The organism is Pseudomonas sp. EU05-FHT14B02 (genome assembly GCF_058791055.1).
Genome location: NZ_JBYTDD010000004.1, coordinates 166,488 through 179,386, shown reverse-complemented (window position 1 = coordinate 179,386; position 12,899 = coordinate 166,488). Strand labels below are relative to the sequence as shown.

Genomic DNA, 12,899 nt, shown 5'->3' with positions numbered 1-12,899 from the left:
TTGCCGTCAGCTGCGGCGATCGACGATATACCGGGCCAGATCACGCAACGGCTCGGCCGCCGCGTCAAACGGTCGCAGGGCATGCAGTGCCTGGTCGCGCAGCTCCAGGGCATAGGCCTTGGCGGCGTCGAGGCCGAGCAGGGACGGGTAGGTCGGTTTGTCCCGGGCAATGTCGGCGCCCTGGCGTTTGCCGAGGGTTTCGGTATCGCTTTCGACGTCGAGAATGTCGTCCTGCACCTGGAATGCCAGGCCGATGGCCTGTGCATAAGTCTGCAGGGACTTCAGTTCGTCTTTCTCGGCACGGCCACTGGCCAGGGCGCCGAGTTTGACGCTGGCCTCGATCAGCGCGCCGGTCTTGTGCCGGTGCATGTACTCCAGGGCTTTCTGGTCGAGCTTCAGACCGACCGAGCCGAGGTCGATGGCCTGACCGCCAACCATGCCCGCCGGGCCTGCCGCCAACGCCAGGGCACTGACCATTTGCAGGCGGATTTCGGCATCCGACGCGCTCAGGCGTGGATCGAGCAGGGCGCTGAAGGCCAGGCTCTGCAAGCCGTCACCGGCGAGGATCGCGCAGGCTTCATCGAATTTTTTGTGGGTGGTTGGCTGGCCGCGGCGCAGATCGTCATCGTCCATCGCCGGCAAATCGTCATGCACCAGCGAGTAAGCGTGGATCAATTCCACCGCACAGGCCGCACCGTTGGCTTGCTCGGCCTTGCCGCCCAACGCTTCGCAAGCGGCGTAGGCCAGCAGTGGACGGACGCGTTTGCCGCCATTCATCACGCTGTAGCGCATGGCTTCGTACAGCCGCGCCAGCTCGGGGCTCGGTGCGGTGAACAGGGTTTCCAGCGCTGTGTTGACGCGGGCCTGGCTGGAGGCCGAGTACGCTGCAATCATTCTGGCTGATCCGCGTCGAAGGGTTCCTCGGCCAACTCCCCATCACGCTCGAGCAGCACCTGAACCTTTTGTTCGGCCTGGGCCAGCGCTGCCTGGCAATCGCGGGTCAGGCCAATGCCCTGCTCGAAAGCGGCCAGCGAGTCCTCCAGCGACAATTCGCCATTCTCCAGGCGCTCCACCAGCGTTTGCAGGTCGGCGAGGGATTGTTCGAAATCCAGTGCAGCTTTTTTGCGGGCCATGGCGGCGATTTCCGGTTGACGTTAAACCGGCGCGACACTAGCAGATAGGGGGGGTATGGGCAAATGAGTGGGGGATTTGGTGCTGCCCATTCCTGTAGGAGCGAGCTTGCTCGCGATGGTCGTTAACGATGACGCGTACTGTCTGATTTGACGCGGTGCCCTTGCGTTCATCGCGAGCAAGCTCGCTCCTACAGGGTGGAAGATGCTTTTCGGCTCACCGTCCACCCAGCGCTGTGATTCCTCCCGCAAATCCAGATGCGCCCGATTGTTAAAAAACACCTGCACGTCTAACCTTCGCGTCATATTCGACTCGGCAATCACGGGTCTTTCAGACGAAACGCAGTATCCACATCTGTAATGCGCTCAGGATCAGGCGCAAGGTTTCGTCATGCATGGCAGGAGGCGTCACATGCGCTCATTTCTTTTGCTGCTGATCGGGTTGGTCTGTGTGCCGGTTCTGGCCGCGCCAAGTGCCGAGGTGTCGGAGCCGGTGGGCGGCTGGCGCTTCAACGGGTTGCTGGACCGCACGGAAAACCCGCAAGTCGCCTATCCCACGCCGCCGATCGACCGGGGTGTGCAGCGCAATCGCACGATGATCGAAGGCCAACTGAAGGCCCTGGGCACCCAGCGCGGGCCGCACACCTTGGCGGTCAACGGCAATCCGCTGAATCTCTATACCGACGAACAAGGGCGTTTCGCCCGACCCTATGCGTTTGGCGCCGGTTCCAACAGCGTCGAAGTGCGCAGCGCCGAAGGCCAGTCTCTCAAGCGTGTTCAATTCTATGAAGCCAACAACCTGCGCACCCCGGCGCGGATTCGCGTGGTGCTGGGTTGGGACGATCCGAAAGCCGAACTCGACCTGCATATTGTCACGCCTGATGGCCAGCATGCCTTCTGGGCGCATTCGGCCTTGACCAATGGCGGCGGCCTCGACCCCGACGGCGTCGATGGCCCGGGTCCGGAAATGTTCACCATGACCGCACCGCTGCGTGGCACCTATCTGGTTTACGTGAACTATTGGGGCAACTTCGGCAGCGGCGGCTATAACTTCGATGAGACCAGCAACCAGAACGAGGTGATTACCTCGCAGATCAACCTGGTGCTCAACGAAAACACCGTCGATGAAAAACGCGAGACGTTCATCGTGCCCCTGCGCGCAATCGGCGACCTGCTGCTGGTCAAGACTTTCAACTACTAAGCATCCCCGCTCCACGGATGAACATCGGGTTTTGTGAACATGAGTGATAGCACTGTTACCCCAGCCGCTGGTGCCTCGGCGGCCAAATCCTCTCTGCATTGGCCGACGCTGTTGATCGGGTTATGCCTGGTCGTTGTCGTGGCCGGTGGGATCGGGTGGTTCATGCACAAACCCAAGGCCCCGACCCCCGTGTTGGCCAGTGACAAACTGGGCATGAGTCGCCCGGATGGCCTATTGGAAACCCACTCCCTGAGCCAGTTGCCCAAGGACTTGCTGGCGGTGCCGTTCCTCAAGGAAACCCTGACCGAAGATTTCGTCTTCTATTACGAAACCCATGCCGATCGCTTGGGCTTGATCGGCAGCTTGCGGCGGATCATCTACGAACACGACCTGAAACTGCAGGACACCTTGATCGAGCAGTTGTTCGATCAGCCTGCCGACGTAGCGTTGTGGCGCGGGGCGGATGGGCGGCTCAAGGATTTCCTGCTGGTGATGGATCGCGGCGGGCTGGCCAAGGTGTTGGAGCCGCTGGCCAAAGTGGCGCTGGGCGACTCGCAGCTGAGCAAGGTCGCTGACGTGAAGGTCGGAACCGACGACGTGGCGCTCTATCAACTCAACTACAACGCGAGCAAGGCGCTGCTGTTCGCGTCCCATGGCGACAAACTGGTGGTGTTGTCCAATCCGGCGAAACTCTACGATCCGCAAAGTGGCGCAACGGAAGAATCGGGCAGTGTGTCGACCACGGCCATTGCTGCGCTGCTCAATGGCGACAAACTGTTTCCCGAAGCCTTCGGCCTGCCGCCGCGCGCGCCGCAGGTGAAACAACGCCTGTCGGTGAATGCCAGCGTGCTGGCCATGGGTTACCAGCGTTTCATTCCTAACTTCGCCGGCCTGCGTTTTGACATGGACGACAAGGGCTGGCACAGCTTCCTGGCCATGGATGAACTGGAGAATCAGCCAGACTTTGATTTCAAACCGATCTGGCAAGCCATGCCCATGGGCGCTAGCGCTTGTGTGGCGTTGCCGCTGGCGGCCGAACAACAGAAACCGCTGCTGGTGAAACTCGGTGCGCAGGAGAAGGTGGCCCAGGCGCTGACCGAACACATGGCCGGCGCGGCGGGCTTGTGCTGGTATGCCGATTCGCGGTTGTACACGCCCTTGCTGGTGGCCAGTCTCAACGATGATGACAGCGGCAAACTCGATGGAGATCTGGGCAGCCTGTTTGGCTCGATGGTCGGTGCCTACGAGAGCAAAGTCGAAGACGGTGCCTTCCCGGTGGTGGAAAAGCAGGAAGGTCAGAGCCATCAGTGGCGACGTCAGGTCAGCTCCAGTTTCGGTCCCTATGCGGCCAAAGAGGCCGAAAACCCCGACGCGATCACCGGCAAGACGTTCATGAAAGTCAGCCTGGCGCGGCATGGTTCGACGCTGCTGTTTTCCCTCGACGACAAACTTGTGGACAAGGCCCTCGGCACCCTCGACAAACGCTTCCCGCCGATGGCCGACGTGGTGCCCAAGGACCTGCTGATGCCGGTCTATTTCGGCCCGGATTCCATGGTGCAACTGATGCAGCAGGAAACCCTCGACAGCCTGCCCCAGGACATGGAGCCGGTGTTCTACAACGCCGCGCAAGCCTACCTGATCCCGAAACTGCGCAAACTCGGCGGCTACGGTAAATACGCCCTGACCTTGCCCGAAGGCAGCGAGCCAGACGGCCACTGGCAGTGGCTGCCGCTGGAGTGGAAAGCCCTGTGACGGCATTGATCCGAAGTCTCGGCCTGCTGGCGTTGTTGCTGAGCGCGGGTGCCCGCGCTGTCGAGGCACCGTCGCTCGACCCACAGCAATCCCAGGTGTTTCGTGCCTGGTTCGTGCGCATTGCCCAGGAGCAACTGAGCCAGGGCCCGAGCCCGCGCTGGTATCAACAAGACTGTGCCGGGCTGGTGCGCTTCGCCGCTAACGAAGCGCTGAAAGTCCATGACGACAAATGGCTGCGCAGCAATGGCCTGTCCAATCGTTACCTGCCGCCGGAATTGCAATTGAGCGACACCCAGCGCGGTCTTGCCCAGCAATGGCAGCAGGGCGGCGGCAAGGTCGGGCCATACGTCAATGCGATCAAATTGATCCAGTTCAACAGCCATCTGGTCAGTCGCGATGTGTCTCAAGCGCGCCCTGGCGACCTGATGTTTTTCGACCAGGGCGACGACCAGCACCTGATGATCTGGATGGGCCGTTACATCGCCTATCACACCGGCACCAGCACACCCACCGACAACGGCATGCGTTCGGCAAGCCTGCAGCAACTCATGACATGGAAGGACACCCGATGGATACCCGACGCAGCCAACCCCAACTTCATCGGCGTCTATCGACTGAATTTTCTTTCCCAATGACCGGTGCCCGCATGCTGCGTTTTCTGTCTCTGATGTTGGTATTGGTGCTGCCGTTCTCGGCGGTAAACGCCGAAGACTCGGTCCCGGCCAGCGGCTATGCGCCAGTGGCCGGCGAGAGTTTTTTCCTGCTGGCCGACAGCAGCTTTGCCAGCGATGAACAGGCGATGGTGCGCCTTGAAGCGCCGGGTCGCGACTATCGCCGGTTTCGCATGGAGCCCTACGGCGGCGCCGATATTCGGGTGTATCGCATCGACAAGCCGCTGGACTTCCTCAAGCGCCAGAAGAACCTGCATCGGGTGGTCAGCGATGGCCAGTTCAAGGGTGAAGGCCTGTCCAATACCCTCGCGTACCTGTGGGACAACTGGTATCGCAAATCCCGTCGGGTGATGCAGCGGGCGTTTTCCTACGAGTCGCGTAAACAAGTCATCGAGGAAGTGCCGGAACTGAAGATGGGCAACGCGATGGCCGCGCCAACGCCCTACGATGCGCAGCCGCAATTTGCACTGATACCGGGTTTGCCGGTGGTCAGCCAGTTCCGTTATCCGTTGTGGCAGGCCAAGCCGATCCAGCCACCTGCCGGGGTGAACCTGGCCGGTTCTTCCAGCGAGTTCGTCAGCGTCGCGCCGGGCAACGTGTACATCCCGCTGGGCAATCTGAAACCGGGTCTTTATCTGGTGGAAGCGCTGATCGGCAAGTACCGCGCCACCACCATGGTGTTCGTCTCCAACACCGTGGCGGTGAGCAAGATCGCCGGTGACGAATTGCTGGTGTGGGCCGCGCGCAAACACGAAGGCAGTTCGGTGCCGAAGGTCAATGTGCTGTGGACCGATGGCCTGGGTGTATTGAGCAGCGGCGCCACCGATACCGATGGCTTGCTGCGCTTGAAACACGTCAGCCCTGAGCGTTCGTTCGTGATCGGCGAGGACGAAGAGGGCGGGGTGTTCGTCTCCGAGAATTTCTACTACGACAGCGAAATCTACTACACCAAACTCTATGCCTTCACCGACCGGCCGCTGTATCGACCGGGGGATTGGGTGTCGCTGAAAATCGTCGGGCGGGAGTTCAAGAACGCGCGGGACTCGGTGCAGCCAAGCGCGGCCGACGTCAATGTGACCGTGCTGGATGCGACCGGCACGGCGCTGCAATCCCTCGATCTGAAGCTCGATTCCAAGGCTGGCACCCAGGGCCGATTCCAGTTGCCCGATAACGCTGTGGCCGGTGGCTATGAACTGCGTTTCAACTACAAGGGTCAGGCTTACAGCAGCGCCTTCCGCGTCGCTGAATACATCAAGCCGCACTTCGAGATTTCGCTCAACCTGGCCAAGCAGGATTACCGTACTGGCGAAGCGGTCAAGGGCAACCTTGTGCTGCTGTACCCGGACGGAAAACCGGTGGCCAATGCGAAACTGAGCCTGAGCCTGCGCGCCCAACAGCTGTCGATGGTCGACAATGAACTGCAATACCTCGGGCAATTTCCGGTGGAGCTGACCAGCACCGAATTGACCACCGACGCCAAGGGCAGCGCGTCCCTCGACTTGCCGGCAGCGGACAAGCCCAGTCGCTACATGCTCACGGTGTTTGCCAGCGACGGTGCGGCGTATCGGGTCAAGACCACCAAGGAAATCCTCATCGACCGTGGCGCAGCGAATTTCCGCTTGAGCGCGCCTCAACGTTTCAGCGCGGTGGGTGACAAGGTTGCCTTCAGCTATGCCCGCGACGGCGAGCAGGCCGATGCCGTTACGCCAGGCAGCTATGGCTGGGTGCGTTTGGAGGACCAGAGTACCGGCGAAGGCAAACTCGCGGTAACCGACAAAGGTTTCACCCTGGCCTTTGACCGGCCGGGCACCTACAACCTGACGCTCAAGGATGATCATGGCCGGGCGGTCGGCGCCACCGGCCATTCGGTGACCGGAGAAGGTGTCAAAGCCGTACCCGGCACTGTGGAAGTCGTCCTCGACAAGCCCGAGTACATCGCTGGCGATGAAGCGCTGGCGCTGATCACTTTCCCCGAGCCAGTGAGCGATGCGCTGTTATCTCTGGAGCGCGACAAGGTCGAAGCCACTGCGCTACTTTCCAAGGGCGGCGACTGGCTGACGATGGAAAAACTCAGCGGTAACCAATACCGCGCGCGCATCCCGGTGAAAGACGGTTTCGCGCCGAACCTGACCTTCTCGGTGTTGTACACCAAGGGCGGCCAATACAGTTTCCAGAACGCCGGCATCAAGGTGGTAACGCCACAGATCGACGTGGCAATCGCCACCGACAAAGAAACCTACCTGCCGGGTGAAACCGTCTCGGTAGACCTGACCACCCGGTTCGCCGGCAAAGCGATTCCCGCGCACCTGACGGTCAGCGTGGTCGATGAAATGGTTTACGCCCTGCAACCGGAAGTCGCGCCGAGCATCGACCAGTTCTTCTATCACCCACGGCGCAACAACGTGCGCACCAGCGCCAGTTTGTCGTTCATCAGTTATGACGTTGCCTTGCCGGGCAGCCCCGGTGCACCGGGCAAGGCCAATCGCAGTGAGCGCGGCGTGAAGGTGCTGGAGCGGCCGCGCCGCGAAGACGTCGACACGGCTGCGTGGCAACCTGAATTGCTGACCGATGCCAACGGCAGAACCCGCTTCACCTTCAAGATGCCCGACTCCCTGACCCGCTGGCGCATCACTGTCAGGGCCATCGCCGATGACGGTCAGGTCGGGCAGAAGAAGCAGTTCGTACGCTCGGAAAAACCGCTGTACCTGAAGTGGAGCGGGCCGACCAGATTCCGCGCCGGTGACAAACCGGACCTCGGTGTGTTCGCCTTCAGTCAGGCCGAGAAACCGGTCAAGGCCGAACTGGTGACCCGTTACGCCGCCAACGAACAACGCGTGCCTGTAACTCTGAACAGTGGCATCAACTATATCCCGTTGCCGACCTTTGAACTGGTCAATGGCGAGTGGAGCGCCGAGCTGGTGCAGGATGGCAAAACCGCTGATGCCCTGGCGGTGCGCCTGAGTGCGACCGGTGAAGGCTGGCAGGTGACTCAAACCCAGAGCCTTGATGTGGGTGAGGGCGATACGCCGCTGACGTTGCCGACAGACGCCAGTGATATCCGCCTGCGTCTGGACGACAGTCCGCAAGCATTGTTCCGTTCTGCACTCGACGATCTGTTGAGCTACCCCTACGGTGGCGTCGAGCAGACCGCCAGCGGCCTGCTGCCATTGAGCATCGCCTACCCGACGCTGGCGGCGAATCCGCAGATCCGTGATCGCCTGCGTCTGATCATGCAAAACAGTCGCTTGCGTCTGGTACAAATGGCCGGCCCTTCGGCGAGCTTCACCTGGTGGGGCATGGATGGCGAGCCGGATGCATTCCTCACCGCCTATGCCTATTACGCCGACTGGCACGCCAGCCAGGTGCTGGAACTGAGCCTGGCGCCGGAGCATTGGCAGCGGGTGCTGGAGGTCTACGCCAAACAGGCGAAGAACACGCCGTTGTTGCAGCGGGCGTTGATCCTGTCGTTCGCCAAACAGATGCAGTTGCCGGTCAACACCTTGCTCAGTGGCTTGATGGACGACCTGGCGAAAGCGGGCGAGGGCACCGCCGCGAACCTGATGGAGAACGGCGAAGACAGCCTCGTCATGAGCGATCCGGATTCAGCCTTGGGGCTGGCGGCTGCACGCGTGCTGACGGCATCGTTGGCCAGGCAAGCGAAGGTCGCTTTACCGGACGCGTTCAATCGGCAACTGGCCGACGCGCAGCAACGTCTGGCGGTCAGTTCCCAGCCGTTTGCCGAGGCGCTGAACCTGTCGCTGCAACCTTTCGATCAGACTCACGCTCGAGCGTTGTTGCAACGTCTATTGCCGCAGCAATCGACCCTGGAGCGTGCATTGGCGCTCACCTGGCTGCAACGCAGCATCGAGCAGGCATCGCCTACTATCGCGTTGGCGCCGGGTGAAGGCTGGAAGAAGCGGTACGGGGTTTCTGGTGAGATGTATTGGACGTGGCAGGGGCCTGCGCCTGTGCCGACGGTATTGACGCTGACCGGGGTGCAAGAGCGTCCGCTGCGGGCTGCATTGAGCTACCGCAGCCAGCAACCGGCGTTCGATCCGATGGCCGTGACCGTCACTCGTCGCCTGTCGCGACTGGTGCCGGGGGACGAAGCCTTCACCTTCAAACTCGAAGCGGTCGGCAACGCGCCGCTGTCCAGCGACAACCTCTATCTCGATGAAGTGATCGTCACCAGCAAAGCCGCCAAACCACTGCGCTATGGCCTGCTGGAAGTGCCGCTGCCACCGGGTGCCGATGTCGAGCGCACGACCTGGGGCATCAAGCTCATGGGCAAAGCCGGCACCGAGCCGACGTCGCTGGAGAAGGCGCGTTTCGAACCGGGGCAAATGGCTTACGCCATTCCGGTCGATGCCTTGAGTGGTGAATTGCGCCTGCGGCATTTGGTGCGTTTCTCGCAGAAAGGGCGGTTCAACTTGCCGCCGGTGCGTTTCACTCAGGTTTATACGCCGCAGCATCAGGCGATGGAACAAAAGGCAGCCCTTGGCCAGGTCACGGTTCACTGACGTGCACAGGCGGCTGATTGGTTGGTTGTTGTGTTTGATCCCTGTGCTGGCAACGGCGCAGGACGAACCTTTGCGCCTGGCCTTCAAGGGCGATTTGTTGTCGCTGAGTCGAACGCAGGTGATCACCCGCGAGCCGTTGCCGCAGACGTTGCAGTCGCCATTGGGCAGTGTGTGGAAGTTGTTCGTCTACGCCTGGCTGGTGGACACCGGCGCGCGTGAGCCGGCTTATGAATGCCGGGGCCAGTTGAAGGAAGAGGTTTATTGCTGCACGGCGGGCGGCAGGATCGAGCGTGATCAGGCATTGGTGAAGTCATGCGGTCTGTATTTCGAACCCGCGCGGTTGGGCATCGGCGATGCCGACTGGCGAGCCTATTGGCAGACGCGGCAGGCGCCGCAATGGTTGCTGGATTTGCCTTCGTTGCAACCGGCTACCCGGGTTTCGGTGGCGGAACTGTTGAAGATGTTGGCCGCGCTGCCGGCGCAGGAACACGCCCGGCGTGTGCTGCTCGATGTGATGCTCAATGCCGCCGATGGCCATGTCGTCGGCGAACTGGGAAGCCGTCTGCGGGTGAAGACCTGGAGCTGGCTGGCGGATCAGGATGCAACATCGCGACAGGGCGGATTTGCCGGTTGGACGGCGGACGGTACACCGGTCTGGGCTGGCGGGCGTGGCACCAGTCAACGGGTTCTTCGAGATTACGCGCAGGCACTGTCTACGGTGATTCCTGTTGCATGGCCTGTGGATGCAGGGCAGTGCGTAGAGGTCGACCTGTTCTCTCGCTATCCACTTCGGCGCGTGCTGTCAGGGGGCACCGCAGTGACTTCCGGGGCATTGCAGGGTGACTACCGCGTCGAATTCGCCAACGGTAATGCGCTGGATATCCACAGCGACGGTGAACTGTTTCTGCTGAGCGACAAGCTCGTGGCTCGTCTGGATCGCGAAGAGTACGTTGCCCGTGTGCTCCAGCGCGAAGCCAGTACCGAACCGGTCGAAGCCGCCAAAGCCCTGGCCGTGGCCATCCGCACTTACCTGCTGCAAAACGCCACGCGCAGCGGTGACTGCCTGAGCATCGACGACAGCAGCAGTCGTCAGCGGGTCGCACCGCGTCCGGCGTCATCCGAGTCTCGCGACATCGCCGCCTGGACCAGCGACCTGGTGCTGGCCGGCAGCACCATCACCTACCATTCCGATCAACCCGGCCCGGACAAGCTGTCCTGGCAGCAAGCCGTCGAACAGGCCCGTGCCGGCCAGCGCTACGACGCCATCCTGATGCACGCCTACCCACGCGCCAGCCTCAGTCGCTGGGACAACCCGGTCGCCTCCTGCGAAGCGTTACCTGCCGCACAAGAATGGCTGCAGAAACAACGGCGCGGCTGGCGCCAAAAACTTGAAAGCGAAACCGGCTACAACGAAGTCAGCACCTTCGCCGTATGCCGCCTGGCATTCGGCCGCCCCTATGTCGACCGCGAACGTCAGCGTATCTACGTGCGTGGCGCGCAGACACTGCAAGACCGCCTCGACCTGACCCACGAATACCTGCACCTGGCCTTCGAAGCACACCCCAATGGCCAGGATGAAACCTACATCGAAGGGCTCGCCCGCCACCTCTTGCTGGAATAGACCATGAAACTCCGTTATCCACAGGTCTTGCTGTTGCTCTGTTCGCTGGTGGCGTTGCCATCGGTGATGGCGGCTGACAGCGTCAAACTCGACACCCCCGTAGGCGGCTGGCGCACCGGCGCCCCTGAGGGTGAAGGGGAAAACTTCCGGCAGACCGTCAACTACCCGGCTTCATCGGTGAATACTCCGACAGGGCAGGCCAACACGGCTCGCATCAGCGGGCAGATCAAAGCTACAGCCAAATCCACAGAGCCCGGCCGGCTGATCGTCAACGGGGTCAGCATGCCGCTGAAAATCGACCCGGCCGGGCGCTTCGATCGCCCGTTCTCATTCCCCAACGGCAGCAACAGTGTCGAGGTTCGCAGCCCTGATGGCCAACAACGTCAGCGCACGCAATTTCTCAACAGCAGCGGCGGCGCGACCCCGGCCAAGTTGCGCGTTTTGCTGTCCTGGGACAGCGACGGCACGGACCTCGACCTGCACCTGATTACCCCCGATGGCGCGCATGTCTGGTACGGCGACCGCGTCGTCCCCAACGGCGCAGCGCTCGACGTCGACGTCACCACCGGCTACGGCCCGGAAATCTTCGCCATGCCTGCGCCGATCAAGGGGCAATATCTGGTGTATGTGAACTACTTCGGCGGCGGTTACAGCAGTGATGAGGAGGGGCAGGAAGATGCGGTGCAAGCGCTGACCACGGCGCAGGTGACGGTGATTACCGAGGAAGGCACGCCGAGCGAGAAGATGGAGACGTTCCTGGTGCCGATGCGCGCGGTGGGGGAGTTGACGTTGGTGAAGGGGTTTAGTTATCCGTGAGGGGGAAGTGACAGCGCTGTTGAGACAAATGCAGGTTCTGGGCAGTTAACTTTTTTCAGGCATTAAAAAGCCGGCTTGTGGCCGGCTTCTCGGGGACTGGCTTGGATCATTTTTGGTAAACCGCGCCAGCCTTCAAAACGTACACCCGGATCTTGCGTCCGGCTGTGGGACCTGGTGAGAAAGTCATCTGCCAGGCCAGTGCATCTGAGCCGCAGGGCGGATCGATGCACAAATGTGGGGCGCAGCATACGCAGGTTTTACGGAAATTCCCAGCGGGAAGTGCCGGGCAGAGCCGTTTGGCCACCCGGGTGGGTGGCCGATGGGCGTTCTGGAACGCTTAAAGAAAGGGCACCGTCGGCCGTCGTTTGTTCAGGGTCGACCACCAGAACACCCAGCCCAGCACCCTGATGTTCTGCTCTTCGATTTGTGCGGCCCTGAAGATTTCATCCGGGTATTCGGCGCGGTTGTGGCTGCGCAGTCGCAGGGAGTTGCCCGGTAGTCGGTGCAGGTACTTGATGCGCAGCATGCCGTCATGTTCGATGGCGTAGATTTCGCCATCGACAATTTGGGTCAGGCCACGGTCAATCGCCAGGGTCGAACCGTCTTCAATTTTCTCACCCATGCTATTGCCACTCATCAGGGTGCAGATGGCATCGGCGTGGTTGATTTCCAGGGAGTCGAGGTGGCTGCGGGGTAGGCGGATGGATTTCTCGGGGTCTTCTATGACATGGGTTTTGTTGGATCCCGGGGCGGTGACAGCTTCTTTGAGGAACGGCAGTTCGACGTCGACAGGCTCTATGACCGTGTAGACACCGCGGATGGTCTGGGCATTGAAGGTGTTGCCGGACTCGTCGAGCAGGCGCAGGTGTTGGGCGTCTTTCGAGCCTTCGCCGGTTTTCAGCCAGTCGCTGCTGACGGAGAGTTTTCTGGCGACTTCTTCCATGCAATGGGCAGGCACACCGCGGGTGTACCAGTTATGTACATTTTGCGGAGCCGTATCCAGGAATTCGGCAAATCCGGTGGTCGTGATGTTCGCTGCTTCTAGGAGCGCTTTGAAGCGTGGGCCGCTAGTGTTCTTTTTCATGAACGCGAGTCTACTGGCGGCTAACCAGGGTTTGAATAAACACCCCGTTCAAATTTTACGGGAAATTTACGACCGGATGTAAGACGCTCCAAGTGGATTTTAAA

At 61.2% G+C, this 12,899-nt stretch carries 9 protein-coding genes; 6 read left to right on the top strand and 3 right to left on the bottom strand.

The features are described from left to right. Positions 1–6 precede the first annotated feature (6 nt). Positions 7–894 (bottom strand): (2E,6E)-farnesyl diphosphate synthase, encoded by an 888-nt coding sequence (gene ispA / locus AC3WTM_RS06195; RefSeq protein ID WP_102670751.1) that lies wholly within the window; start codon positions 892–894, stop codon positions 7–9. Further along, complete coding sequence (locus AC3WTM_RS06190) at positions 891–1,133, bottom strand: exodeoxyribonuclease VII small subunit (RefSeq protein ID WP_007970180.1); 243 nt, start codon at positions 1,131–1,133, stop codon at positions 891–893. Before AC3WTM_RS06190 ends, ispA begins: the two co-directional genes overlap by 4 nt. Before the next feature lie 409 nt (positions 1,134–1,542). Between AC3WTM_RS06190 and AC3WTM_RS06185 the strand changes: the two genes are divergently transcribed. The 6 genes from AC3WTM_RS06185 to AC3WTM_RS06160 are packed head-to-tail and all read left to right on the top strand — an operon-like array spanning position 1,543 to position 11,711. Then, a complete protein-coding gene (locus tag AC3WTM_RS06185; RefSeq protein ID WP_102670752.1) occupies positions 1,543–2,331 on the top strand; it encodes a YfaP family protein in 789 nt (262 codons plus the stop codon). 39 nt (positions 2,332–2,370) lie between these two features. After that, entirely contained in the window at positions 2,371–4,083 is a 1,713-nt protein-coding gene (locus AC3WTM_RS06180) for a DUF2138 domain-containing protein (protein ID WP_102670753.1), read from the top strand. Further along, on the top strand, positions 4,080–4,718 hold the full coding sequence (locus tag AC3WTM_RS06175) for a DUF1175 domain-containing protein (protein ID WP_173677929.1): 639 nt from the start codon (positions 4,080–4,082) through the stop codon (positions 4,716–4,718). The genes AC3WTM_RS06180 and AC3WTM_RS06175 overlap by 4 nt, the downstream gene beginning before the upstream one ends. After that, the gene (locus AC3WTM_RS06170; protein ID WP_102670755.1) at positions 4,715–9,274 is read left to right on the top strand and encodes an alpha-2-macroglobulin family protein; all 4,560 of its coding nucleotides are present in this window, start codon (positions 4,715–4,717) and stop codon (positions 9,272–9,274) included. Before AC3WTM_RS06175 ends, AC3WTM_RS06170 begins: the two co-directional genes overlap by 4 nt. 1 nt (position 9,275) lies before the next feature. Then, positions 9,276–10,895, top strand: a complete 1,620-nt coding sequence (locus AC3WTM_RS06165; protein WP_102670756.1) for a DUF2300 domain-containing protein — start codon at positions 9,276–9,278, stop codon at positions 10,893–10,895. A 3-nt stretch (positions 10,896–10,898) separates the two neighbouring features. Further along, positions 10,899–11,711: a YfaP family protein gene (locus AC3WTM_RS06160; protein ID WP_102670757.1), complete on the top strand. Its 813-nt coding sequence runs from the start codon at positions 10,899–10,901 to the stop codon at positions 11,709–11,711. Positions 11,712–12,048: 337 nt separating this feature from the next. Here the strand turns inward: AC3WTM_RS06160 and AC3WTM_RS06155 are convergent, their stop codons facing one another. After that, the gene (locus AC3WTM_RS06155; RefSeq protein WP_102670759.1) at positions 12,049–12,795 is read right to left on the bottom strand and encodes a LexA family transcriptional regulator; all 747 of its coding nucleotides are present in this window, start codon (positions 12,793–12,795) and stop codon (positions 12,049–12,051) included. Positions 12,796–12,899: the final 104 nt, after the last annotated feature.

What these genes read in the sequence shown, in the direction of transcription:
- ispA (WP_102670751.1), bottom strand. Translation starts at nt 894, where the DNA reads ATGATTGCAGCGTACTCGGCCTCCAGCCAGGCCCGCGTCAACACAGCG.
- AC3WTM_RS06190 (WP_007970180.1), bottom strand. Translation starts at nt 1,133, where the DNA reads ATGGCCCGCAAAAAAGCTGCACTGGATTTCGAACAATCCCTCGCCGAC.
- AC3WTM_RS06185 (WP_102670752.1), top strand. Translation starts at nt 1,543, where the DNA reads ATGCGCTCATTTCTTTTGCTGCTGATCGGGTTGGTCTGTGTGCCGGTT.
- AC3WTM_RS06180 (WP_102670753.1), top strand. Translation starts at nt 2,371, where the DNA reads ATGAGTGATAGCACTGTTACCCCAGCCGCTGGTGCCTCGGCGGCCAAA.
- AC3WTM_RS06170 (WP_102670755.1), top strand. Translation starts at nt 4,715, where the DNA reads ATGACCGGTGCCCGCATGCTGCGTTTTCTGTCTCTGATGTTGGTATTG.
- AC3WTM_RS06160 (WP_102670757.1), top strand. Translation starts at nt 10,899, where the DNA reads ATGAAACTCCGTTATCCACAGGTCTTGCTGTTGCTCTGTTCGCTGGTG.
- AC3WTM_RS06155 (WP_102670759.1), bottom strand. Translation starts at nt 12,795, where the DNA reads ATGAAAAAGAACACTAGCGGCCCACGCTTCAAAGCGCTCCTAGAAGCA.